The organism is Rhodanobacter sp. A1T4 (genome assembly GCF_014207185.1).
Lineage (GTDB): Bacteria > Pseudomonadota > Gammaproteobacteria > Xanthomonadales > Rhodanobacteraceae > Rhodanobacter.
This window is the reverse complement of record NZ_JACHCP010000006.1, coordinates 37,671-60,822: the sequence shown is the minus strand read 5'-3', so window position 1 is coordinate 60,822 and position 23,152 is coordinate 37,671. Positions and strand designations below refer to the sequence as shown.

General features: G+C 61.4%; 23 protein-coding genes and 1 tRNA gene. 12 read left to right on the top strand and 12 right to left on the bottom strand.

Annotated elements, in window-relative coordinates:
- Nucleotides 1-144: 144 nt before the first annotated feature.
- Nucleotides 145-645 carry a tRNA (adenosine(37)-N6)-threonylcarbamoyltransferase complex ATPase subunit type 1 TsaE gene (gene tsaE / locus HDE80_RS13155; protein WP_184671577.1) on the bottom strand — a complete coding sequence of 167 codons (501 nt, stop codon included), beginning with the start codon at nucleotides 643-645 and terminating at the stop codon, nucleotides 145-147.
- Complete coding sequence (locus tag HDE80_RS13150) at nucleotides 632-2,134, bottom strand: NAD(P)H-hydrate dehydratase (RefSeq protein WP_184671575.1); 1,503 nt, start codon at nucleotides 2,132-2,134, stop codon at nucleotides 632-634. Before HDE80_RS13150 ends, tsaE begins: the two co-directional genes overlap by 14 nt.
- Before the next feature lie 14 nt (nucleotides 2,135-2,148).
- Between HDE80_RS13150 and queG the strand changes: the two genes are divergently transcribed.
- Complete coding sequence (gene queG / locus HDE80_RS13145) at nucleotides 2,149-3,246, top strand: tRNA epoxyqueuosine(34) reductase QueG (protein ID WP_184671573.1); 1,098 nt, start codon at nucleotides 2,149-2,151, stop codon at nucleotides 3,244-3,246.
- Nucleotides 3,247-3,269: 23 nt separating this feature from the next.
- Here the strand turns inward: queG and panD are convergent, their stop codons facing one another.
- The 5 genes from panD to pcnB form a co-directional block, all read right to left on the bottom strand.
- On the bottom strand, nucleotides 3,270-3,656 hold the full coding sequence (panD, locus tag HDE80_RS13140) for an aspartate 1-decarboxylase (protein WP_184601300.1): 387 nt from the start codon (nucleotides 3,654-3,656) through the stop codon (nucleotides 3,270-3,272).
- A 100-nt stretch (nucleotides 3,657-3,756) separates the two neighbouring features.
- Nucleotides 3,757-4,602, bottom strand: coding sequence for a pantoate--beta-alanine ligase (panC, locus tag HDE80_RS13135; protein WP_184671572.1), 846 nt, complete (start codon nucleotides 4,600-4,602; stop codon nucleotides 3,757-3,759).
- 20 nt (nucleotides 4,603-4,622) lie between these two features.
- Nucleotides 4,623-5,453: a 3-methyl-2-oxobutanoate hydroxymethyltransferase gene (panB, locus tag HDE80_RS13130; protein ID WP_184671570.1), complete on the bottom strand. Its 831-nt coding sequence runs from the start codon at nucleotides 5,451-5,453 to the stop codon at nucleotides 4,623-4,625.
- Between the two features lie 78 nt (nucleotides 5,454-5,531).
- Complete coding sequence (gene folK / locus HDE80_RS13125; RefSeq protein ID WP_184601303.1) at nucleotides 5,532-6,011, bottom strand: 2-amino-4-hydroxy-6-hydroxymethyldihydropteridine diphosphokinase; 480 nt, start codon at nucleotides 6,009-6,011, stop codon at nucleotides 5,532-5,534.
- Nucleotides 6,008-7,366, bottom strand: a complete 1,359-nt coding sequence (gene pcnB / locus HDE80_RS13120) for a polynucleotide adenylyltransferase PcnB (RefSeq protein WP_184671568.1) — start codon at nucleotides 7,364-7,366, stop codon at nucleotides 6,008-6,010. The genes folK and pcnB overlap by 4 nt, the downstream gene beginning before the upstream one ends.
- A 141-nt stretch (nucleotides 7,367-7,507) precedes the next feature.
- Here pcnB and HDE80_RS13115 point away from each other — a divergent pair.
- Together HDE80_RS13115 and fdxA are read left to right on the top strand one after the other, a co-directional pair.
- Nucleotides 7,508-7,583: transfer RNA gene (locus HDE80_RS13115), tRNA-Glu, on the top strand.
- Nucleotides 7,584-7,732: 149 nt separating this feature from the next.
- A complete protein-coding gene (gene fdxA, locus HDE80_RS13110) occupies nucleotides 7,733-8,056 on the top strand; it encodes a ferredoxin FdxA (protein WP_184601305.1) in 324 nt (107 codons plus the stop codon).
- A 97-nt stretch (nucleotides 8,057-8,153) separates the two neighbouring features.
- On the opposite strand, the gene HDE80_RS13105 is transcribed toward fdxA, so the two are convergent.
- Nucleotides 8,154-8,759, bottom strand: a complete 606-nt coding sequence (locus HDE80_RS13105) for a hypothetical protein (RefSeq protein ID WP_184671566.1) — start codon at nucleotides 8,757-8,759, stop codon at nucleotides 8,154-8,156.
- Between the two features lie 34 nt (nucleotides 8,760-8,793).
- The gene (dapA, locus tag HDE80_RS13100; protein ID WP_184671564.1) at nucleotides 8,794-9,690 is read right to left on the bottom strand and encodes a 4-hydroxy-tetrahydrodipicolinate synthase; all 897 of its coding nucleotides are present in this window, start codon (nucleotides 9,688-9,690) and stop codon (nucleotides 8,794-8,796) included.
- 124 nt (nucleotides 9,691-9,814) lie between these two features.
- Between dapA and HDE80_RS13095 the strand changes: the two genes are divergently transcribed.
- The 5 genes from HDE80_RS13095 to HDE80_RS13075 all read left to right on the top strand — a co-directional run bounded on the left by HDE80_RS13095 (nucleotide 9,815) and on the right by HDE80_RS13075 (nucleotide 14,867).
- The gene (locus HDE80_RS13095) at nucleotides 9,815-10,378 is read left to right on the top strand and encodes a glycine cleavage system protein R (RefSeq protein WP_184601308.1); all 564 of its coding nucleotides are present in this window, start codon (nucleotides 9,815-9,817) and stop codon (nucleotides 10,376-10,378) included.
- Nucleotides 10,379-10,661: 283 nt separating this feature from the next.
- Nucleotides 10,662-11,123: a peroxiredoxin gene (locus tag HDE80_RS13090; protein WP_184671562.1), complete on the top strand. Its 462-nt coding sequence runs from the start codon at nucleotides 10,662-10,664 to the stop codon at nucleotides 11,121-11,123.
- Nucleotides 11,124-11,253: 130 nt separating this feature from the next.
- Nucleotides 11,254-12,633: a PhoH family protein gene (locus tag HDE80_RS13085; RefSeq protein ID WP_184671560.1), complete on the top strand. Its 1,380-nt coding sequence runs from the start codon at nucleotides 11,254-11,256 to the stop codon at nucleotides 12,631-12,633.
- A 505-nt stretch (nucleotides 12,634-13,138) separates the two neighbouring features.
- Nucleotides 13,139-13,642 (top strand): GNAT family N-acetyltransferase, encoded by a 504-nt coding sequence (locus HDE80_RS13080; RefSeq protein ID WP_184671558.1) that lies wholly within the window; start codon nucleotides 13,139-13,141, stop codon nucleotides 13,640-13,642.
- Nucleotides 13,643-13,931: 289 nt separating this feature from the next.
- The gene (locus HDE80_RS13075; RefSeq protein WP_345776456.1) at nucleotides 13,932-14,867 is read left to right on the top strand and encodes an aspartyl/asparaginyl beta-hydroxylase domain-containing protein; all 936 of its coding nucleotides are present in this window, start codon (nucleotides 13,932-13,934) and stop codon (nucleotides 14,865-14,867) included.
- Nucleotides 14,868-14,957: 90 nt separating this feature from the next.
- Here the strand turns inward: HDE80_RS13075 and HDE80_RS13070 are convergent, their stop codons facing one another.
- The 3 genes from HDE80_RS13070 to grxC all read right to left on the bottom strand — a co-directional run bounded on the left by HDE80_RS13070 (nucleotide 14,958) and on the right by grxC (nucleotide 16,893).
- Complete coding sequence (locus tag HDE80_RS13070; protein WP_184601312.1) at nucleotides 14,958-15,971, bottom strand: isocitrate dehydrogenase; 1,014 nt, start codon at nucleotides 15,969-15,971, stop codon at nucleotides 14,958-14,960.
- A gap of 275 nt (nucleotides 15,972-16,246) precedes the next feature.
- Nucleotides 16,247-16,633, bottom strand: coding sequence for a carboxymuconolactone decarboxylase family protein (locus tag HDE80_RS13065; protein ID WP_184671554.1), 387 nt, complete (start codon nucleotides 16,631-16,633; stop codon nucleotides 16,247-16,249).
- The gene (grxC, locus tag HDE80_RS13060; protein WP_184671552.1) at nucleotides 16,630-16,893 is read right to left on the bottom strand and encodes a glutaredoxin 3; all 264 of its coding nucleotides are present in this window, start codon (nucleotides 16,891-16,893) and stop codon (nucleotides 16,630-16,632) included. The genes HDE80_RS13065 and grxC overlap by 4 nt, the downstream gene beginning before the upstream one ends.
- Nucleotides 16,894-17,024: 131 nt before the next feature.
- Between grxC and HDE80_RS13055 the strand changes: the two genes are divergently transcribed.
- The 4 genes from HDE80_RS13055 to ppk1 all read left to right on the top strand — a co-directional run bounded on the left by HDE80_RS13055 (nucleotide 17,025) and on the right by ppk1 (nucleotide 23,079).
- Nucleotides 17,025-18,692 carry a M48 family metalloprotease gene (locus HDE80_RS13055; RefSeq protein WP_345776449.1) on the top strand — a complete coding sequence of 556 codons (1,668 nt, stop codon included), beginning with the start codon at nucleotides 17,025-17,027 and terminating at the stop codon, nucleotides 18,690-18,692.
- 162 nt (nucleotides 18,693-18,854) lie between these two features.
- Entirely contained in the window at nucleotides 18,855-19,544 is a 690-nt protein-coding gene (phoB, locus tag HDE80_RS13050) for a phosphate regulon transcriptional regulator PhoB (protein ID WP_184601316.1), read from the top strand.
- A 113-nt stretch (nucleotides 19,545-19,657) separates the two neighbouring features.
- Complete coding sequence (gene phoR, locus HDE80_RS13045; RefSeq protein WP_184671548.1) at nucleotides 19,658-20,929, top strand: phosphate regulon sensor histidine kinase PhoR; 1,272 nt, start codon at nucleotides 19,658-19,660, stop codon at nucleotides 20,927-20,929.
- 56 nt (nucleotides 20,930-20,985) lie between these two features.
- Nucleotides 20,986-23,079 (top strand): polyphosphate kinase 1, encoded by a 2,094-nt coding sequence (ppk1, locus tag HDE80_RS13040; protein WP_184671546.1) that lies wholly within the window; start codon nucleotides 20,986-20,988, stop codon nucleotides 23,077-23,079.
- Nucleotides 23,080-23,152: the final 73 nt, after the last annotated feature.

Sequence of the window (23,152 nt, the reverse complement as noted above, 5' to 3'; positions counted from 1 at the left end):
TCTTTGTTTATCCGTAACCTGCAGGCTATCCGTCAGGCCATATCAAGTTATCGATTGCAAGCCACGCATTACGAAAGGATCGTTGCCCGAGAATGTTTACGGCGAAACTCAAGGAAAATCAGCGCTTAAGCTTTTCTGCCGCGGTCATACGCCGTCGAACTTCGTCCAGTTCAGCTGCTCCAGCAGCCGCTCGCCACGCGCCGTGAGCGCATGCGCCCTTGCGTGCCGACCATCACCGGCATAGACCAGATGCCATTCCAGGTCAGCCGCCGGCAAGGCGCCGACGCCGCGCTCGGGCCACTCCACCAGCACCAGCGCTGCCGGATCGCTCAGCGCATCCAAACCTAGCCACTCCAGTTCGCCGGGATCTGCGATCCGATACAGATCCAGATGCCACGCGGGCCGCCCTCTTGCGACATAGCCTTCGATCAGACTGTAAGTGGGGCTCTTGACGCGCTCGCCGACGCCCAGCGCCGTCAGCAAGGCCCGCGCGAAGCTGGTTTTGCCCGCGCCCAAGGGACCGTATAGATAGAACACCATCCCTTCATCGAGCGCGCGGGCCACCCGAACAGCCAGCGCACGGGTGGCGTCCTCGTCAGGCAGCGCCCATTGCGGTTGGCCTCCCAATGTTTCAGACATGGTCATGCTCATGGGCAGACAGGCCGTTGACCAGCGCATGCAGCGCTGGCAGCAGATCCGTGGCCAGCAAACCACGCTCACCCTGTCTGGCAGCATGATCACCTGCCCGCGCATGCAATCCAACGCCCAGACAAGCCGCCTGCCAGGCATCGCAACCCTGTGCGAGCAAAGCCGCGATGATGCCAGTCAGCAGATCGCCCATGCCGCCCGATGCCATGCCGGGGTTGCCCCAAGGACAGACGTCCAGACGTCCGGACGGATCGGCAATCAGGCTTCCCGATCCCTTGAGCACCACCACGGCTTTGTAGCGATGGGCCAACTCGCGCGCGGCGGCAAAGCGATCGCGCTCGATATCTTTTGTCTCTACACCCAGCAAACGCCCCGCTTCGCCGGGATGCGGCGTCAACACAGTCGCCCCAGCGAACTGGCGGTGCTCGCGCGAGAGCAAGTTCAGCCCATCGGCATCGAGTACAAGTGGCTTGTTGGCATCCAGCGCCGTCAGCCACAGCGCATGACCCCATGCACCCTTGCCGAGACCCGGTCCCAGTGCAATCACGCTGGCGCGTTCGAGCAATGGCTCCAGTGTCTGCGGCCCATCGACCTCGTGCGCCATCAGCTCCGGTCGCGCTGCATTTAATGCCGTTATATGCCCCGCCCGCGTGGCCACGCTGACCAGGCCAGCGCCCGTCCGCAAGGCCGACTCACCCGCCATTCTCACCGCGCCAGCCATGCCATGGTCGCCGCCGATCACCAGCACGTGACCGTTGTTGCCTTTATTGGCATAGCGAGGACGCGGCGGCAACGAATCCACTGCCAGCAACTGCGCATCGGGTCGTGCCGCTGCATAGACATCCTCGGGCACACCCAGCGTTGCGACCTCCAATAACCCTGCATAGTCAGCGGACTGGCCAGTGTTCAGCCCGCGCTTGTTGGCAATGAACGTGACCGTGACATCTGCCCGCACCGCTGCGCCAAGCTGCCGACCGCTGTCGGCATTGATGCCTGAGGGCACATCGAGCGCCAGCACGGGGGTATCCATCGCATTGATGCATTCGATCAGCGTCGCAATGGATGACTCCAGAGCACGATTGAGACCAATGCCGTACAGCGCATCCACCTGCACATCGGCGGCAGGCAGTGCGGTGTCGTCCGAACTCCATCGGTGCACTTGGCCGTCATCGGCTTCCCAGGCTGCTCGCGCCAAGGCCGCGTCACCATGCGAGGCGTCGCTCAGTGCGATGATCTGTACCTGCAGTCCCGCCTCGCGTGCCAGCACGCCAAGCAAAAAGCCATCGCCACCGTTATTGCCTGGGCCACAGTAGATACTGATGCGGCGAGCCTCGGGCCAGTGCCGTCGAAGGCTGTTCAAGGCGGCGCTGGCCGCGCGACGCATCAGGTCCGTACCGGAAACCGCCAGCGCGGCAAACGCCTTGCGCTCCAGCACGCGCAACTGCTCGACGGTGTAGAGATCTCGACTGTGAAGGGAATTGGGCATCCGGAATTATAGGCATGACCAACGTCTACAATAGATCGATGTCCGCCGCCGATACCCGTACCTGCTTCGACTACGTCGCGCTTGCTGGTGACATCAAGCGCTGGGCGATCGAGTTGGGTTTTACCGACGCCGGCATCAGCGGCACGGATCTTGGCGACGACGAGCAGCATCTTGAACGTTGGCTCGACGATGGCCATCACGGCGAAATGGAATACATGGCGCGCCACGGTGCCAAACGCAGCCGCCCAGCCGAACTGGAACCGGGTACACAGCGCGTGATCTCCGTGCGGATGGATTACATCCCGCCCGGTACGGCCAACGCGTGGGGCGTGATCGAAGATGCTGAAGCGGGCTATGTGGCGCGTTATGCACTGGGTCGCGACTATCACAAACTGATGCGCAACCGGCTGCAGAAGCTGGCCGAACGCATCCACGACGTGGTCGGCGATTTCGGCTATCGCGCCTACGTCGATTCGGCGCCGGTGCTGGAAAAGGCGCTGGCACGCAACGCCGGGCTGGGCTGGATCGGCAAGCACACCGTGCTGATCAACAAACGCGCCGGTTCGTATTTCTTTCTCGGCGAGCTGTATACCGATCTACCGCTGCCGGTAGATCCACCGGCCAGCGCGCACTGTGGCAGCTGCAATCGCTGCATCGACATCTGCCCGACCCAGGCGATCGTCGGCCCGTACCGGCTCGATGCACGGCGCTGCATCTCCTACCTCACCATCGAGCTCAAAGGCAGCATACCCGAGGAACTGCGCGCGCCGATGGGCAACCGCATTTTTGGTTGCGACGACTGCCAGCTGATCTGCCCCTGGAACAAGTTCGCCCAGGAAACGACCGAACCGGATTTCGCACCACGTCACAGCCTCGATGGCGCAAAACTGGTCGATCTGTTCGGCTGGAGCGAGGATGAATTCCTCAAACGCACCGAAGGCATGGCGATCCGCCGCACCGGCTACGAGGGATGGCTGCGCAATATCGCCGTGGCGCTGGGTAATGCGCCGAAATCAGACACGGTCACCGCCGCGCTGCAAGCGCGCGCGACTCATGATTCCGAGGTGGTGCGCGAACACGTGCAGTGGGCGCTCACCAGACATCAGGGCTGAATGGAGCCCTGCGCCGAAAGGCTTTAGGCGGCTGCCATCTGCTTGGGAATGGACCGATTGGTATGCGAGATGCGGTTATGCGCATCGGCGTAGACCAGTGTGGGCTGGAATTTCTCCAGCTCGGCTTCGCTGAGCTGGGCGAAGGCGGCGATGATGATCAGGTCACCGGGCTGAGCGCGATGGGCGGCGCTGCCGTTGACCGAAATGATGCCCGAACCTTCCTCGGCGCGCAGTGCATACGTGACAAATCGCTTGCCGTTGTTGATGTTCCAGGCATGGATCTGCTCGTACTCGCGAATGCCGGAGGCATCGAGCAACACGCCGTCGATCGCGATCGAGCCTTCGTAGTGAAGCTCGGCGTGCGTGACGGTGACCCGGTGGATCTTGGCCTTGAGCATGTTCAGGTGCATGACGTACTTCCCGCAGGAACGGCCTGCGTAACGGGTAATTATCGAAGCCCGGAGGCTTCGCCGCAACTCTGCGGCAACCTGGCCCTTACGTAGGGGCGCTTTAGTCGAACATCAAGTTGTCGATCAGCCGGGTCGTCCCCAGCCGGGCGGCGATGAGCGCTATCAGGCCTTCACGTTGGTCTTCAGCAGGTTCGGCCAGGTCGTCAACACGGCGAATCACGGCATAATCGGGCACGAAACCGGCGCGAACCAGCCGCGAGGTGGCTACCTGCTCCAGTGCCCGCCACGCGTGCCCCTGCAGGAATAGCTCGCGCATCTTGACCAGCGTGTCATGGATCAACACCGCCCGGGCACGCTCGTCAGCGGAGAGATACTGATTGCGTGAACTTAGCGCCAGTCCGTCATCCGCGCGCAATGTTGGGGCGGCCATCACCTTTACCGGCAGCGAAAGGTCACGAACCATCCGCTCGACCACCTTCAGCTGCTGGAAATCTTTCTGGCCGAATACGGCGACGTCCGGCTGCACCAGGTTGAACAGCTTGCATACCACCGTCGCCATGCCATCGAAGTGCCCCGGCCGATGGGCGCCTTCCAGTACGTCGGTGATCTGCGGAACATGCAGACTGACGCTGTGTTCGGCCCCAAAGGGGTAGAGCGTTCCCACGTCCGGCGCAAACAGCAGATCGCAATCCTGATCGGCCAGCGCCGCCTGATCCTGCAACAGCGTGCGCGGGTAACGCTCGAAATCCTCATTGGGACCGAACTGGGTGGGATTGACGAACACGCTGGCAATCACCCGTTCGGTGCGCACCCGTGCCAGCTTGATCAGCGACTGATGACCGGCGTGCAGATTGCCCATGGTCGGCACGAAGCCTACCGTCTGGCCTTTGCTGCGCCAGCCGCGGATGGCCGCGCGCAGCGCGGGAGCGTCTTGTACGGTCTGCATGGTTGAGAGCTTCGGTTGCGTCAGTTGAAACAGTGTTCGGGCGCCGGGAAAGCGCCGCTGCGCACGTCCTCGGCATACGCAGCGATCGCTGCCCCGACAGAATCGCGCCCGGCCAGGAAATCCTTGCTGAACTTGGGTCGCTTGCCCGGCGTAATGCCGAGTACATCATGGATCACCAGCACCTGCCCGTCGCAGTGCGGGCCGGCACCGATACCAATCACGGGGATATTCAGCGCTGCTGTCACGCGTTCGCCCAACGTGGTGGGCACGCCTTCGAGCACAAGCAGATCGGCGCCCGCGGCCTGAATCGCCAGCGCCTCGGCCAGGATATGGTCGGCCGCGGCCTGCTCGCGCCCCTGGATACGAAAACCGCCGAACTTGTGCACCGACTGCGGCGTCAGGCCCAGATGAGCGCAAACGGGAATGGCCCGGGCGACCAGCGCGGCAATACCTTCGAGAATATGTGGCGCGGCGCCTTCGATCTTTACCATCGCGGCACCCGCCTCTCCCACCAGCCGCGCACCGGCCTCAAGCACGTGCGTCGTATCGCGGTCGGCCATGAACGGCAGATCGGCCACGAGCATCGTTGCCGACAGCCCACGAGCAACAGCGGTAGTGTGGTAAACCATCTGGTCGAGGGTCACCGGCAGCGTGCTGCGATGGCCCTGCACCACCATGCCGAGCGAATCACCTACCAGCGCAATATCGATCCCGGCTGTTTCCAGCTGCCAGGCGAAACTGGCGTCGTAGGCGGTCAACACGACGATACGCCGTCCCTGCGCTTTCATCGCATGCAAGCCTGGCACGGTAACCAGCTTGCGTTCGGGGGTGCTGGCGTTCTGCACGTACACGGCAATTCCTCACGGTAACAACGGACAACGGGCGCCGATTATCGGCCGCTCGCGGTGGTGGCTCAAGGCCGGATGCTCTCAGAACAACCTTTCACAACCTGCGGAGTCGAGCTTCGCCAACAGCATCGACACCGATCCGTGGCCAGTTATCTCCAGCGCAGGCGCAATGTCGCGCAGCGGTAACAGCACGAAAGCCCGCTCGGCCATGCGTGGGTGCGGTAGCACCAGACGTTCATCGTCCAACTGCACACCATCGACATGAAGCACATCCAGATCCAGCATACGTGGGCCGTTGCGCTCGGCACGAATCCGGCCCGCCGCTGTTTCGATCCGCAGCAACGCATCCAGTAGCTGATGCGGCGATAGCGCGGTATCCAGTGCCACTGCGGCATTGACGAACGGTGGCTGCTCAACCACGCCCCAGGGTGGCGTCAGATAGAGGTGCGAACGCTGCAGCAGGCGCGTATCCGGCAACGCGGCCAACGCATCCATGGCATCAAGCACCTGCTGCCGCGAATCACCCAGATTGCTGCCAAGTGCGACGTAAGCCAGTGTCACGCCGAGCCCGATTTGTCGCCCGGCTTGCGGCGACGCCGACGCGGACGCGGCGGCCGACCGGCGCTGGGCATCGGCATATTGTCACTGGCATGACTGCCGCCGCCAGCCGGCAGCGCCGCCGCCAGCACATCCTGCGGCAGCAACTGCGCGTGCGCCCACCACTGACCCAACTCACGCATCGCCGGCGACTCATCCGCACGCAGCAGCAGAAAGTCGAAGGCAGCGCGAAAGCGCGGATGCGTCATCAGGCGGAACACCCGCTTGCGCTGGATCTGCTCGAAGCGCGGCTGCAGCGACCAGATTTCGTCCATGGTGAAGGTGAACCGTCGCGGGATCGCCACCCGCTGGCACTGCTCGGCAACGACTTGCGCGGCGGCACGCGCCCACGCTTCGTTGCCGTCCATACCCTGCCCAATCCACTGATGCGCTAGATCGCGCACCTCGCCCCACAGCAGCACCGCAAACAGGAAAGCCGGCGTCACCGACTTGCCTTCGGCGATACGGGTGTCGGTATTGGCCAGACCCTGCTCGACCAGTGAACGCAACGCCTGATCGCCACGCTTGAGCGCTCGCGCCGTGGCCGGGAACAGAAATTTCAGCAGCCCGCACTTTTCAAGCATGCGAAAGCTTTTCAGACCCTGGCCACCGAGAAACATCTTCAGCGATTCGTCGAACAACCGCGCTGGCGCCGCGTCGCCCAGCAGCGGACCGAGCGTCTCGAACGGCGCCATGGCAGCCGCATCGATTTGCATGTCGAGCTTGGCCGCCAGCCGCGCTGCGCGCAGCATGCGCACGGGATCCTCGCGATAACGTGTGACCGGATCGCCAATGAGTCGCAGCACCCGATCGTCGAGATCGCGGCTGCCATTGACGTAGTCGCGCACAGAGAAGTCGCTGATGTCGTAATACATCGCATTGACGCGGAAGTCGCGGCGAATGGCGTCTTCTTCGATGGTGCCCCAGATGTTGTCCCGCACGATTCGACCGTCGACGATGTGGCGATCACCTTCGCCGCCCTCTTCACCCAAGCCACGGAACGTCGCCACCTCGATGATCTCCGGCCCGAATACCACGTGCGCCAGGCGAAAGCGCCGACCGATCAGGCGGCAGTTGCGGAACAACTTTTTCACCTCGTCCGGCGTCGCACTGGTGGCAACGTCGAAATCCTTGGGATGCAGACCCAGCAGCAGATCGCGGACCGCACCACCCACCAGGTAAGCCGTATAGCCGGCCTCGTTCAAACGGTATAGGACGCGCAGGGCCGCTTTGCTGATGTTCTTGCGGGAGATGATGTGCTGTTCACGCGGAATGATCCGCAGCGTCGGCGTGATGTCGGTCCCTGGTTCGAAGTTCAAGCGGTAGGAATCCTTGCAGGACGATGGGCCCATGAGTTGAATCGTTAGAATACAGCGCCGTCAATGCATACCTGGAATCAGGCGTATCGAGCATTGCCGGGCGAAACAATTCCGTTATACTAGCGCGCCTCGCAGGATAACGCTCCCTTCGTCTAGTGGCCCAGGACACTGCCCTCTCAAGGCGGGAACACGAGTTCGAGTCTCGTAGGGAGCACCATTATTTGTGCAATCTTCCATGATTGCTGTTGTCTGGAGAGGGTCTCGACAACACGCGGCGCTTGAATTGGCTGGTCCAGAAGCGGCCATCCATGGCCGCACTCTTCGCTAGAGCCTTCCGACCGCCACACCTACAGCTGAATTGCCTCCATGACTTTCGTCGTCATCGACAACTGCATCAAGTGCAAATATACCGATTGCGTCGAAGTCTGCCCGGTCGACGCCTTCCATGAAGGTCCCAATTTTCTGGTCATCGATCCGGACGAGTGCATCGACTGCACGCTGTGCGAACCCGAGTGCCCGATCAACGCGATCTATCCGGAAGATGACGTACCCGCCGGGCAGGAATCGTTTGTTGCGCTCAATGCCGAGCTTGCCAAGGGTTGGCCGGTGATCACCGAGCGCAAGGATGCCCTTGCAGACGCGAAAGACTGGGAAAACAAGCCCGGCAAACTCGACCTGCTGCAGCGCTGATTTCTCCGAACCCCGAATGCAAGAACGCCGCCTTGAGGGCGGCGTTCTTTTTGGGCAACCCTGCATGCATCTTGGCCATGCAGGGTAAAGACCAGCGTTATTTGTCTTTCTTCTTCTTGCCCAACGTCGTCCTCAGTGCATCGACAACCTTGATCACCGCAGGCGCATCACCCTGGGCACGAACTTCACTGGCCTCCGTACCGCTGCTGTCGACGGTGATCTGCACCGGATGCGTGGTCGCACCGGCAGCATCGACAGGTGCCGGTGCGCTCTTCTTGAACATGCCGAAGAAGCCTTTCTTCTTCTGCTGGATCACCGCATTGGGCACGCTGACCGAATAGGTGCGCGCTGCATCGTCGTGAGCCGTCACCTGACCCAGGCTACCGTCAGCCAACTGGGCGCCCACCGCCTTGTAGGCATCGTCGACATTGCCGACCATCACGAAGCCGTCGGTGATCGCACCGGCCGAACCACCATTGACGCTGGCTGTAGCGCCATTGGACGTTGGCTGATTACCCCCCGGCGGCGGAATCACCAGCGCTGCACTGGTCGTAGGGCGATCCAGCTGCGGCGGGATCTCCAGCGGCGATTGCTGCTGAGCGGTGTCCCACTCTTTATGCGAGCGAAACATGCCGCAGCCAGAGAGCAGCAGGCCACTGAGGGCCAGAACCGGCAAGGCCACGAGGAGTGGAGTTTTCTTCATGTAATCGGATTCCGTAAGAAAGTTCAGACAGCCGTCAAGCGGCCGCAGTCGCCAAGGATGCCAGACTGGACAGCGCTTGGTGCAATCGGGCGCGATCCGGACCGTCGTTCAATTCAACCAGAGGTAACCTTGGCACCGCCAAGCCCAGCCCCAAAACCGGCAATCCGGCCTTCACTGCAATCGGGTTTGGTGCGCAGTTCAGTGCTTGCAACAACGGCTCGATGGCGGCGTGACAGCGTGCCGTACCTGCCTTGTCACCAGCAATCGCTGCGTCACAGAGCGCACGAAACGCCTGCGGCACCAGATTGACCACGACCGAGATGGTGCCGGCGGCTCCCGCCAGCATCGCTTCACCGGCCGAATCGTCGTCGCCGGAAAGATAGACGAAATCCGGGCTCACAAGTTCCGCGAGCGCTGAAATGCGTTCCCGATCGCCCCGCGCCTCCTTGATGCCGATGATCGCAGGATGCTCGCGCAGGCTGGCTACGGTCTCCGGCAGCAAATCGCTACCGGTGCGGCTTGGCACGTTGTACATCAGCACCGGCAGCTCGCCATGATCGGCGACATCGAGATAATGGCGGCGCAAGCCTTCCTGGGTCGGGCGCACGTAATACGGTACCACCACCAGCGCAGCATCGACGCCCAGCGCCTTGGCCCGGCGAGTCAGCGCGATCGTCTTGGCGGTACCCGCTTCGCCCGTACCCGCGATCACCGGCACGCGCCTCGCGACGCGCTCCACGGCATAGGCCAGCAGGCGATCGAACTCGTCGTGCTCCAGCATGTGGGCTTCGCCGGTCGAACCGGCAACGACGAGCGCCTGCGTGCCGCCGGCCAGCTGGTAATCGATCACTCGACCGAATGCTGGCAGATCGAGTGCGCCATCGGCGGCGAACGGGGTCACCAGCGCGCAAATGCTTCCGCGAATGTTCAAGAATCGATTCCGCTCCAGGGCAGACCGTACATGTTACTTGCCGCTTCACAAGGCGAGCAAGTAAGCCTGATGGAGTAATCTCACATCACCGCGCTGCGCGGGATCACGTCACCAGGTGGATTTTTTGAAAGCCTCTTCCCCTTCCGCGCATTCAAGCAGCGACAATCAGCTGCTGATTCAGGCTCTCACGCCGTCAACCAAGTCGCCGCTGCTGGCGCTGGCCAAGCGCATTGCCGATGCCGGCTGCAATCTTTCCGAATCGCGCGTTTCCAGCATCGGCACGGAAATTTCGCTGATGCTGCTCGCCAGTGGCGCGTGGGATGCGCTGGCCAAGCTGGAAACCGCGGTAACCAAGCTGGCCCGCGACGAAAGCCTGCGACTGGTGCACTACCGTACTGGCCCGCGCGAAAACAGCTCGCACTTGCTGCCGTATCTGGTGGAAGTGGTCGCAGCCGACCGGCCCGGTATCGTGGTGCGCATCGTGGAGTTTTTCACCCAGCACGGCATCAGCGTGGAACAACTCAATTCGACGCGCTATCAGGCCATGCAGACCGGGGCGGAGATGTTCCAGGCCCAGTTCACCATCGGTGTTCCATCGGAAATCCATATTGCCGCGCTGCGCGACGATTTCCTCGAGCTGTGCGATGGGCTGAATCTGGATGCAATCATGGATCCGGTGAAATTCTGAACTTCACCGGGCCTTTGAGGATCGCGCGATAACGGGCGGCTGACAAGGGCTGTTATCTGCCGCCATGCACGCGCTAGTCTAGACCCGGGACTTCAGAGGGACGTTGCATTGCAGCCAGCTCATCGATTCACACGGATTGCCACCGGCGCGCCAGTCGCCGCATCGGCGACACCGCAGCATCAAACCTCTGTAGCACGCCCCCAACCCATCGTTGTCCGCGTCTCTTACCTCATCCATCTCAAACACATCGACCACGGTGACGCTTCACCGTGCCGGAGTCATCATGCCCGAGCTCGGCAAGAACCTTCCCCCACTGAAAGGGCAGATCAGCGACGGCAGCGAGCTGAAGCTCGCCAGCCTCAAAGGTCAGTGGGTGGTGGTGTATTTTTATCCCAAGGACAGCACGCCCGGCTGTACCACTGAAGCGAAGGACTTTCGCGAACTGTATGCAAAATTTCGCAAGCGAAATGCCGAGATCATCGGTGTGTCACGCGATTCACTGAAATCCCATGCAAACTTCGTCGCAAAACAGGAGCTGCCGTTTCCGCTGGTTTCCGATGGCGACGAGGCCTGGTGCCGGGCGTTCGACGTGATTCACGAAAAAGTGCTGTACGGCAAACGCCACATGGGCATCGTGCGCAGCACCTTTCTGATTGACCCCGATGGCAGGCTCCACCAGGAATGGCGCGGCGTGAAAGTCCCCGGTCACGCGCAAGCCGTGTTCGACGCCATTCCTGCCAAGTGAACTTCATGCCATCCCGCGCTTTCACAGCAACGACGTGCCAACGCCGCCACGTTGATCGCCGTGATCATCCGATGACGGCAAACTGCACGCCATCTTTGTGTCACCCACCCACCAGCGAGGACTCTTCCGCATGACCGGAAGCAAGCGCATCTACGCTCTCGACACCAACGTCCTGCTGCATGACCCGACCTCGCTGTTCCGTTTTGCGGAGCACGACGTCTTTATCCCGATGACCGTGCTGGAGGAGCTGGACGAAAAAAAGAAAGGCGCCTCGGAAGTTTCGCGCAACGGCCGTCAGGTCAGCCGCTTTCTCAACGAGCTGATCGAACGTGGCAAAAACCACAACCTGAGCGAAGGGCTGGAGCTTTCCAACCCGCAGGGCATCAACCTCAAGCGCGACAACGCGGTAGGCCGGCTGTACTTCGAGCAGCGCATCAGCGCCAATCGCGGCAAGGCGGACAACCAGATCCTCGCTTCGGTGATGGACTTGCGCGATCAGCATGCGGATCGCGACGTCATCCTTGTCACCAAGGACATCAATCTCCGGATCAAGGCCAGCATCGAAGGCGTGGTCGCCGAGGACTACGAGAACGATCGCGCGCTGGACGATTTTTCGCTGCTCTACACCGGCGCAGCCGAACTGTCGGAGGATTTCTGGAATCGGCATCCCGAGGTGAAATCGTGGACCGAGCGCGGCCGCACCTTCTACAAGGTCGATCGCCATGATGACGAAGACTGGTACCCCAACCAATGCCTGTTCCTGCCTGGCGAGAACGAGGTCGAACTGCGTGTGCTGCACCTGGACGATGTCAACGCCACGCTAGTGTTGCTCGATGACCACTCGCACGCCAATCATCACGTGTGGGGTATCGGCGCGCGCAACCGCGAGCAGAATTTTGCGCTCAACGCGTTGATGGATCCGGACGTCGATTTCGTCACCTTGCTCGGCAACGCCGGCACCGGCAAAACCCTGCTGGCGCTGGCCGCCGGCTTGGCGCAAGTGATGGATCAGCAGCGTTACCGCGAGATCATCATGACTCGCGCCACAGTCTCGGTCGGCGAGGACATCGGCTTCCTGCCCGGCACCGAGGAAGAAAAGATGACGCCATGGATGGGCGCGCTCACCGACAACCTCGAAGTGCTCGCCAACCCCGAAGACGGTGGTAGCTGGGGCCGTCAGGCGACCAACGACCTGCTCGCCTCACGCATCAAGATCCGCTCGTTGAACTTTATGCGCGGCCGAACGTTTCTGTCGCGATATCTGATCATCGACGAAGCGCAGAACCTCACGCCAAAGCAAATGAAAACGCTGATCACCCGCGCAGGTCCCGGCACCAAGATCGTCTGTCTTGGCAACGTCGAGCAAATCGACACGCCTTATCTCACCGAAACCACCTCCGGCCTCACTTATGCGGTCGATCGCTTCAAGCAGTGGGAGCATTCGGCGCACATCACCCTGCGTCGCGGCGAACGCTCGCGACTGGCGGACTTTGCGGCGGAGGCGCTCTAACCGGCTTGATTTCCGGATCGGTGGCGAGGGTCCATCCCAAGAAAAGGGAAATCTTGTGCAACAAGATATTTGGCGTCGTCGCTATCGTAGCAAGCAGCTTGCTCGTTCTCGATTGATCGCTTGGTCCAGTTGCATCCCGGTTGTGTAAACAGCGGAACTGCTGCTTACACAACCGGTTATGCCGTCGGGCAAAGCTTCGCGCATATCCTCGGGATACTGTTGTTCGTTGCCAGCATTTCTTGCCGGTTCAAGAAATCCTCCTGACCAGTCGATGTCGTCTCATCCACCAGTGCCTGTCTGCTGGCTGCTGACGCGACAAGCGTGATGCTTCACTGATTCCGCTGGCCGACGTGCTTACCGCCCAACCTTTCCGAGGCCGAAGCACTGCATCGGAGTGGCAGTGCTGTATGTGTAACGAGCCCTGAAGCACGGCTAGCGACCCAGTGGCGACCCGGCACCTGTACTTGCACACTGATGTGCTTAACCTTAGCCGGCCTGCTTGCTGATGCAGCACAACTCTCTCCCAGGGCATTCATCGCACGAACTTGAAATCCGCCGTGCGCGCATTGAAGATTGCGTGGCGCTGCGCGCGCTGCTGATCGACACCTATCGCGGCACATGGTTGCCGCAACTCAGCGTCGAAGCCGCAGAGGCTTTCGAGCGCGAAGATCACCTTGGTCAGTATGTGAACGAAGCCTGGGAGCAGTTCTGGATTGCCGCCAGAGACCAGCAAGTATGTGGCATGGTGCATTGGCGGGACGATTTTATCGAAGCGCTGCATGTGAGCCGAACCCATCAGGGCATGGGCATCGGTTCGAGGCTGCTTGAGCTGGCCGAGCAGCAGATGGCCGCGGCGAGCGTCCGCCTGTTCAGGCTGGAGACGGATACCTTCAACACGCAGAGTCTGGCTTTCTACCGCAAGCACGGCTACCAGGAAATCGACCGGTACCCGGATACCGAGTGGAACAGCGATTTCACCACTGTGTTGATGCACAAACAGCGCCACTAGGCATCGCTGGGGGCTCGTCCATACCGACATTCTCATCGTAAATTCGAATGTCTGGCATCAGGCCAACGGCTTCCAACCTTGCCTGCGTCAGGTAGTTCGATCGGCATCCATCGTTCGTCTACCACCATGCCGGCTTGCCGCGCGGACAAGCGCAGATAACCATGCGGAGTATCATAAGACAGGACAGAAGGCGTACCTGGATCGCCTTCTACTCGCCTGCATCCCGCAGATACAGGCCCAACGCAACCCGAACTTGCTGGACAACATGGATTTCTTCACGCTCCGCTTGATTGTGCTGTACCTGCTGCTGGCATTCGCATTGTGCGTATTGCTGGTGCACCTACGCGGACGCGTGCGGCTGCGATTCGATCGTCAGCTGGTCGATCACTCGGCAATCTTTGCGCCATACAACCTGCTGATGTACGCGTTCTCGGCGGTGCCAGCACGACCGATTCTCGACCGTCGTGGCTTTCCGCAACTCGATCTGCTGCAGGCGAACTGGCGGGTTATACGCGACGAGGCCATGCATCTGTTCGACGAAGGCTATATCCGCGCCGCGGCGAAGAACGATGACGCAAGCTTTAACAGTTTTTTCAAACAAGGCTGGAAACGGTTTTATCTGAAGTGGTACGGCGAGCCGCTGGCCTCGGCCGAGACGCTCTGCCCCAACACCGTCGCGCTGCTGAAGTCGATTCCGAGCGTAAAAGCCGCGATGTTTGCACTGCTGCCCCCCGGTGCAAAACTCAATCCGCATCGCGACCCGTTCGCCGGATCGCTGCGCTACCACCTGGGGCTGATCACACCCAATTCGCCCGCCTGCCGCATCTTCGTCGATGGCCACGAGCATGCATGGGGCGATGGCAAGGATGTGGTGTTCGACGAAACCTACGTGCATTGGGCCGAAAACGGTACCGACGAGACTCGGGTGATCCTGTTCGCCGATGTGGAACGACCGCTGCGCACGCGCTGGATGAACGCAATTAACCATCGCGTTGGCGTTTTCATGGGCAGCATCACCGCCTCACCCAATTCCGATACCGACACCGAGAAAACCGGCTTCATCAATCGCCTGTTTGCTTTCAGCAAGCGCAAAGGCGATTCATCGAACTCGTTCAAGAGTCGATTCAAGAGCCGACACAAGAAGGTTTACAAGGGCCTCAAATACGCTGGCATCTTGGTGATGATCTGGCTGATCTTTCTGGCGCCATGGCCAATTTTCCGCTGAAAATTTCCGCCAGCCAATCGCACGGGCAATAAAAAAGCCGCGGAACCAGCCGCGGCTTTTATTTTGGACGGCCAAACGTGAACGGGTGAATCAGGCCTTGATGCGCTTGACGATCGCGTCGGCGAACGTATCTGTACTGCCCTTGCCGCCCAGATCCGGTGTGATCTGCTCGCGATCGTGTTCCACCGCGGCGCGGATCGCCGCACGCAGCTGATTGCCCTTGGCCACCATGTCGAAGTAATCGAGCATGTCGGCCGCGGCGAGCAGCAATGCACAGGGATTGGCGATACCGCGACCGGCGATATCCGGTGCCGAGCCGTGCACAGCTTCGAAGATCGCCGCGTTGGTACCGATGTTGTCGCCAGGCGCCAGACCCAGACCGCCAACCAGACCTGCACACAGGTCCGAGAGGATGTCGCCGAACAGGTTGGTGGTCACGATGACATCGAACTGGTGCGGGTTCATCACCAGCTGCATGCAGGTGTTGTCCACGATCATCTCGTTGAACTCGATCTGCGGGTATTCCTTGGCGATTTCGCGTGCCACGTTGAGGAACAGCCCGGTGCTGGTCTTGAGGATGTTCGCCTTGTGCACGGCGGTGATCTTCTTGCGACCCTTGCGCACGGCCATCTCGAACGCATAACGCACGATCCGTGTGCTGCCCTTGCGGGTGTTGCGGATGATCGACTGGGCGATCTCGCCATCCTCGGACAACGTCTGGCCTTCGGCGAGATAGGCTCCTTCGGTGTTTTCGCGCACCGTAATGATGTCGATATTCTCGTAGCGCGACTTGGTACCGGGAAAGCTGATCGCCGGACGCACATTGGCGTACAGGTCGAAATGCCGGCGCAGGGTCACGTTGACCGAGGTGAAACCACCACCGATCGGCGTAGTCAGCGGGCCCTTCAACGCCACTTTGTGCTTGCCGATAACCTCCAGCGTGGACGCGGGCAGCAGGTCACCGTGCTTTTCCAGCGCAACCATGCCGGCATCGACAAAGTCGTAAGTCAGATCGCAGTCGAGCGCATCGAGCACACGCAGCGTGGCTGTCATGATCTCCGGGCCAATGCCATCACCGGCGATCACAGCAATCGTCTTGCTCATGGGAAACTCCTTGAACGGGGAATCGAGCAGCGCACGCAGGTGGAGGAAGAACGGGGGCGCGCGCTGAAAACCGATCAATTATCGCCGATGTGGTGCGATGCGGCCAGTGCAAGGGGGCAGCTGGGCGCTGAAAATACTTGCACGCAGCGTTGCGGAAAGCTGCACGGGTCAACCATGCGGCGAGCATGGATACCCGAGAATGCGGGAATTCTCCGGTGATTTCGCTTCATCGGGCGTGCCTGAAACCGTCGCGGTCAACGACCTTCCCACATTGATTACTTGGCGGCGTGATCCGCGCAACCAGTCGCATCACTGGCAGCACCTGCCTCAAGCTTGTCCAGCAAATCCACCGCGCGGCGCAGATGCGGAATCACGATCGAGCCGCCCACCACCAGGCCCACGCTGAACACTTCGAAAAACTCGTCGCGCTGCACGCCAGCTTCCTTGCACTGGGCGATGTGGTAGCTGATGCAGTCGTCACAGCGAAGCACCATCGATGCCACCAGACCGAGCATTTCCTTGGTCTTCACATCCAGTGCGCCGGCCTTGTAGGTCTGCGTGTCGAGCGCGAAAAACCGCCGCACCACCTGATTATCCTCAGCGAGGATGCGGTCGTTCATGCGCTGACGGAATTCGGTGAACTCGGTGAGGCTGTCGCTCATGCCGACAACTCCAACAGCTGAGTCAGTTTGCCGCTGCGATCGGCAGCGACCAGATCGTCGAATCCGCCCACATGCTGATCATTGACGAAAATCTGCGGCACCGTGCGGCGACCGCCGCTGCGCGTCAGCATCGCATCACGCTGCGCCGGATCGGTATCGATGCGCACTTCGGTCCACTCCAGCCCCTTTGCCTTGAGCAGATTCTTGGCAGACACGCAGTACGGGCAAACGGCGGTGGAATAGACCTCGATCTTGGACATGACAGCACTCCGAACTTAAGTTGACGATAGTCCATGAATTGGGGACAGACGGTGCCTGGCTCAAGCACGCACGGCAGCAGAACCGCTGCAATCCGGCGCGGTCACAGTGGTATTGTCGCTTACCTATGATCATGGCACCACGACGACTTGCTCCACGCCTGCTGACGGCCTTGATGACCGCCGCGCTGGCGTGCGCTGCAGGCGCGCAGCAGGAAGACCGCCTGCCCGACCTTGGCAGCTCGGCCAACGCGCTGATCTCGCCACAGGAAGCGCAGGATTACGGCGCTGCGATGCTGCACCAGATGCGTGCGCTGGATCTGGTGGTGGACGATCCGCTGCTGGATGACTACATCAACGACCTCGGCTTCCGGTTGGCCGCCAACAGTGACAAGCCGAAAGATCACTTCGCGTTTTTCGTGGTGAAAGATCCGGAAATCAACGCCTTCGCCGCACCGGGCGGCTACATCGCGGTGAACTCCGGTCTGATCACGATCACCCGCAATGAAAGTGAGCTGGCCGGCGTGATCGCGCACGAGATCGGCCATATCACACAAAATCATCTGGAACGCGCCTTCGAGGACTCCAAGAAGGATGCGCCGCTGATGGCTCTGGTGCTGCTCGGTGCCATCGCTGCCGGCGCTGGCGGTCACGCCGGCGACGCACCGATTGCCGTGCTAGCCGGCGGCCAGAGCCTGATCGCGCAGAAGTCGATCAATTTCACCCGCCACGACGAGATCGAGGCCGATCGCGTCGGCATCCAGACGCTGGCAAGGGCCGGCTTCGACCCAAACGCCATGGCCAGCTTCTTCGAACGTCTGGAGGAAGTCACGAGCGCCGATGCTGGAGGCATCCAGACACCATCGCTACTGCAAAGCCATCCGGTGACCACTGAGCGCATCAGCGACGCCAAATCGCGCGCCGGTGCGCTGATAGCCGCACAGAAGCTGCGCCCCGCCCCAACCAGCATGAACAAGAGCCAGTGGGAGAAAATCACCGCGCCGATGCCGTTCGTCAAGGACCCTTCCGTGCTTACCGCCGCGGCGACAACACCCGGTCAACTGGATACCTATTCGCTGATGCGCGAACGGGCGCGCGTGCTGGCCGACGACGCACCCAAGCAGGTGATTTACTACGCCTCCAACCTGAAAGATCAGTATGGCTTCGATACACCCGCAACGCGCTACGGTTATGCGCTGGCGCTGACCCGTAGCGGTCGTGGCACACAGGCGATCGAACAACTGCAACCGCTGCTGCAGGCACACAGCGACAATCTGATTCTCAAACTGGCCATGGCCGATGCGCGCCTGCAGGCCGGTCAGCGCGCCGCCGCGCTGGCCATGTATGACGAACTCACGACACAATCGCCGCGGAATCGTGCCGTGGCGCTGGCCTACGCCGACGCACTCGTGGCAAAAGGCGACAAGGCACAGGCCACCCAGGCGGCGAATCTGCTGCGACCGCTGCTGGACAACGCCGACGAGCCGGAAATCTACAGTGCCTATGCCCGCGCCAGTGAAAAAGCCGGCGACAGCGTGCGTGCCCAGGAAGCCTTCGCCGACGCCAGCTATTACTCCGGCCGCCCGTTCGACGCGATGGAACAGCTGAAGCGGATGCTCAAGCGCACTGACCTCGACTACTACGCGCGAGTGCGCATCCAGGCACGCATCACGGAGCTGACGCCACTGGTGATGGAACTGCACAAGCGCCGGATCAGCACCGACGACAATCCCGACGGGCAGCAGCAGCCCGGCCAGCAGAATCAACTGTGCGGCGAACGCCTGTGTTTCGGCGCCGGCTAGCCATGCGCGATCCCGTGCGCCGATTCACTTAGCAATGCAGCGTTTGAACGTGCTTCGTGACAATCCGGGGCCATTGGACTAGAAATGACCTGACCCATGTCATCGAGACGTAACATTGATGGGTTGCAATACTTCCGTCATAAGCCACCGGCAGACCACCGCGTGCACAAGCGCATTTTGATCGTTGAAGACGAAGTCTCGATCCGCGAGATGATCGCGTTCGCCCTGCGCAAAGCCGGCATGGACGCGATGCAGGCCGCCGATGCCCGCGCCGCCCAGTTGGCGATTGCCGAGCAGGTGCCCGACTTGATCCTGCTCGACTGGATGCTACCCGGCACCAGCGGCCTGGAACTGGCCCGGCGCATGCGCAAGGAAGAACTCAGCCGCGAGATCCCGATCATCATGCTCACCGCCCGCGGTGAGGAGATGGATCGCGTCAACGGCCTGGAAGCCGGCGTCGACGATTATGTCGTCAAGCCCTTCTCCACCCGCGAACTGATCGCCCGCATCAAGGCCGTGCTTCGGCGCAGCCAGGGTGACGACGGCTCGGGCATGGTGGAACTGGGTGGTCTGCGCATCGACGGGCCCGCCCATCGCGTATTTGCCGGTGAGGATGCCGTGCCGATAGGCCCGACCGAATACCGCCTGCTGTACTTTTTCATGACGCATCCCGAGCGCGTCTATTCGCGCACGCAGCTACTCGATCATGTCTGGGGCGGCAGCGTCTATGTGGAAGAGCGCACGGTCGACGTGCATATCCGCCGCCTGCGCAAGACGCTGGAACCATGGAAGCTCGACGAGATGGTGCAAACCGTGCGCGGCACCGGCTATCGGTTTTCAATCAGCGCCTGAAACCATCCATGCCTGATCCGGTCGCATTTGAATTGCGTGCCGGGCTTGCAGAGGCGCAAGCTTTTGCCGATGCTGGCGACCCAGCCTCCAACGCTCGCCAGCATCCCGCCTGAATGGCACAGTCCGCGACAATATCTTTCTGGAAATTATCGATAGCGCTCGCGGCTGCCTTGCTCGCGGGTGCTTTGCTTGGTTGGTTTGCCAGCGGACACGTGGCATCCGGCGTGGCGCTTGTCGCGCTTTTCGAAGTCGTCTTGCTGCTGACTCGAATCCGTCATCAAACGCAGCCCATGATGCCCGCACCCGCTGGCGTCAGCCCTCTACAGCATGACCGTTTCATGACACGTTCCCGTCGTATCGCCTCCAGCCTGCGTGATTTGCGCAACGCCGCCAGTCATCTACCCGATGCGGTGGTGCTGCTCGATCAGCAACAGCAGGTTCGCTGGTTCAACCACGCCGCCGAGAATCTGCTCGGCCTGCGTCGGCCGCGCGACCGCGGTGTATTGCTGCATCAGCGGCTGGCAACATCGGACCTCTCCGGCTGGCTGCAGGATGGCGCGCTGGAGCCGATCAATGATGTGATGGCCCCTGGACATCCCGAGAGCCAGCTCAACGTCAGCATGTTGCCGTTCGGTCGCCGCCAACACTTGTTGCTGGCACGCGACATCAGCCACCTGAACCGACTCGAGCAGATTCGCCGCGACTTCGTCGCCAACGTCTCGCACGAACTGCGCACGCCGCTGACGGTGATTCACGGTTACCTCGAACTGATCGACCCGGAAGACGTGCCCGAACTGGCGCCCGTGCTGGGCGAAATGCGCGCGCAATCCAAGCGAATGGGGCAGATCGTCGAAGATCTGCTCACCCTGTCGCGACTGGAAACCCAGCATCAAGTCGCTGACGAACGTGTGCCGATGGCATCGCTGCTGGCCACCGTGCGCAAGGAGGCCGAGGCGCTGAGCCAGGGTCGCCATCAGATCACCCTGGAGTCGACTGCGGAAGCGGATCTACTCGGTTCGCCGAAAGATCTGCACAGCGCGCTGTCGAACCTGGTCAGCAACGCCGTGCGCTACACACCGATCGGTGGCAGCATCACCATTCGCTGGCGGCGCACGCCGGAGGGCGCGGCATATTCGGTAAGCGACACCGGTTTCGGCATTCCGGCTACGCACCTAGCGCGGCTCACTGAGCGCTTCTACCGCATTTCATCGAGCCGTTCGCGCGACAGCGGCGGCACCGGCCTGGGACTATCGATTGTCAAACACGTACTGAACCTGCATCAGGCGCAGTTGCAGATCGAGAGCATGCCGGGCATCGGGTCCACCTTTGCCTGTCATTTCGGCCATGCGCGCCTGCTGACCGCCGGCGGCAGCGACGAGAGCTGAACACCCTGCCATTTCGTTGTCTGTATTTGACCACCGGCATGGGCGAGAATGACGGCATGCCACGTCCTTCTCCCGACTCGCCGCCTCCGATCGATCTCAGCGCACCGCACCTGTATCTCAGCAGCGAGCTGGCCACGCTGGAATTCAATTTCCGCGTGCTGGCAATGGCCCGCGATGCCGGCGTGCCGATCCTCGAACGGCTGCGCTACCTGAGCATCGTGGCGAACAATCTCGATGAATTTTTCGAGGTGCGCGTGGCGATGCTCAAACATCACCATGCCTATGGCACGTCTGCGCCCGGGCCGGACGGCATCACGTCGGGCGAGTTGCTCACGCGCATCCGCCGCCGTGCGCTGGATCTGGTCACCGAGCAGTTTGCCACCTGGCAGGATCATCTCGTTCCGCAGCTGGATGCGGAGAACGTGCATGTGCTTACCCGCAAGCAGTGGACGCCGAAACAGCGGCGCTGGCTGCAAGGGTATTTCGAGCACGAGGTGCTGCCGGTGCTATCGCCGCTGGGGCTGGATCCGTCGCATCCGTTTCCGCGCATCCTCAACAAGACGCTCAACATCGCCGTGGTATTGAAGGGTCGCGACGCGTTTGGCCATGAAGGACACATGGCGCTGGTGCGGGCACCACGCTCTCTGCCACGCATTATCCGCGTGCCCGACGAAGTCAGTGGCGAAGGCAGTCATTTCGTATTTCTGGCCGAGTTGCTGCAGGCGTTTACCGACCTGATGTTTCCCGGCTTCAAAGTGGTCGGCTCGTACCAGTTCCGGGTCACCCGCAACAGTGAGCTGATCGTCGAAGAAGCCGAGGTCGAGAATCTGGCTCACGCGTTGAGCGAAGAGCTGATCGGCCGCGGCTACGCGCGTCCGGTGCGGCTGGAAATCGCCAACGATTGCCCGAAGGCGATCACCGCGATGCTGACGCGCAACTTCGAGCTGGAAGACACCGACGTATATCGCTGCGACGGCCCGGTCAACATCATCCGCGCCCAGCTGATCTACGACCTGCTCGATCGTCCCGAGCTGAAATTTCCGCGTTTCAATCCGCAGCTGCCGGCGGCATTGGATGGCGCGAAGAACAAGTTCGACCTGATCAGCCAGCGTGACGTGCTACTGCACCACCCTTACCAGAACTTCGCCGCCGTGATCGACCTGTTGCGCCAGGCCAGCGTCGACCCGCAGGTGCTGGCGATCAAGCAGACGCTCTATCGAGCCGGTGAGGACACGCCGCTGGTCGGCCTGCTGGTGGAAGCGGCGCGCAACGGCAAGGACGTGACCGTAGTGATCGAGCTGCGCGCGCGCTTTGACGAAGCCGCCAACATCCAGCTCGCCGTGCGGCTGCAGGAGGCCGGCGTGCAGGTGGTCTATGGCGTGGTGGGCTACAAGACGCACGCCAAGATGATGCTGATCGTGCGGCGCGAGGGCAACGGGCTGCGCCGCTACGCGCACCTGTCCACCGGCAACTATCACCAGATCAACAGTCGTACCTACACCGACATCGGCCTGATGACGGCCAACCCCGAGATCGGCGAAGACCTGCACAAGATCTTCCAGCAGCTGTCGGGGCTCGGACCGATGATCAAGCTCAACTGCCTGCTGCATTCACCATTCACGTTGTACACCGGCCTGGTCGCGAAGATCGAACGTGAGACGGCGCATGCCAAGGCGGGACGCCCGGCGCGCATCGTCGCCAAGCTCAATGCGATGAACGAATCGCATGTGATCGAAGCGCTGTACCGCGCGTCGCAGGCCGGTGTGGAGATCGATCTGATCGTGCGCGGCGCCTGCACGCTGCGACCCGGGTTGCCGGGTATTTCAGAGCGTATTCGCGTGCGTTCGATCATCGGGCGCTTTCTCGAACACAGCCGTGTGTACTGGTTTGCCAATGACGGGGAACCGGAACTGTATTGCGCCAGCGCCGACTGGATGGCGCGCAACCTGATGCGCCGCATCGAGGTGGCATTTCCGATTCTCGATGCGGAATTGTCCGCGCGCGTGTTCGAGGAAACGCTGGCCAGCAGCCTGGCCGACAACACGCAGGCGTGGCTGCTCGACAGCAAAGGCGTCTACACGCGTGCCGAGCCTGGCGAAAACCCGCCATACAGCGCGCAGCAGAGTCTGCTCGAGCGGTACTGTCCGTGAGGTTTCACTCTTGCACAGAACATCATTCCGTTGTGCGTGACGTCAGCCTCACTCGTGCGTGCGAGAATCGGAC

Coding starts and splice junctions, on each gene's coding strand:
- phoR (WP_184671548.1), top strand. CDS start 19,658: ATGGCACAGTCCGCGACAATATCTTTCTGGAAATTATCGATAGCGCTC.
- panD (WP_184601300.1), bottom strand. CDS start 3,656: ATGCACCTGAACATGCTCAAGGCCAAGATCCACCGGGTCACCGTCACG.
- HDE80_RS13090 (WP_184671562.1), top strand. CDS start 10,662: ATGCCCGAGCTCGGCAAGAACCTTCCCCCACTGAAAGGGCAGATCAGC.
- queG (WP_184671573.1), top strand. CDS start 2,149: ATGACCAACGTCTACAATAGATCGATGTCCGCCGCCGATACCCGTACC.
- tsaE (WP_184671577.1), bottom strand. CDS start 645: ATGACCATGTCTGAAACATTGGGAGGCCAACCGCAATGGGCGCTGCCT.
- HDE80_RS13085 (WP_184671560.1), top strand. CDS start 11,254: ATGACCGGAAGCAAGCGCATCTACGCTCTCGACACCAACGTCCTGCTG.
- HDE80_RS13070 (WP_184601312.1), bottom strand. CDS start 15,971: ATGAGCAAGACGATTGCTGTGATCGCCGGTGATGGCATTGGCCCGGAG.
- fdxA (WP_184601305.1), top strand. CDS start 7,733: ATGACTTTCGTCGTCATCGACAACTGCATCAAGTGCAAATATACCGAT.
- HDE80_RS13055 (WP_345776449.1), top strand. CDS start 17,025: ATGGCACCACGACGACTTGCTCCACGCCTGCTGACGGCCTTGATGACC.
- panC (WP_184671572.1), bottom strand. CDS start 4,602: ATGCAGACCGTACAAGACGCTCCCGCGCTGCGCGCGGCCATCCGCGGC.
- HDE80_RS13150 (WP_184671575.1), bottom strand. CDS start 2,134: ATGCCCAATTCCCTTCACAGTCGAGATCTCTACACCGTCGAGCAGTTG.
- HDE80_RS13105 (WP_184671566.1), bottom strand. CDS start 8,759: ATGAAGAAAACTCCACTCCTCGTGGCCTTGCCGGTTCTGGCCCTCAGT.
- grxC (WP_184671552.1), bottom strand. CDS start 16,893: ATGTCCAAGATCGAGGTCTATTCCACCGCCGTTTGCCCGTACTGCGTG.
- ppk1 (WP_184671546.1), top strand. CDS start 20,986: ATGCCACGTCCTTCTCCCGACTCGCCGCCTCCGATCGATCTCAGCGCA.
- HDE80_RS13065 (WP_184671554.1), bottom strand. CDS start 16,633: ATGAGCGACAGCCTCACCGAGTTCACCGAATTCCGTCAGCGCATGAAC.
- HDE80_RS13080 (WP_184671558.1), top strand. CDS start 13,139: ATGCAGCACAACTCTCTCCCAGGGCATTCATCGCACGAACTTGAAATC.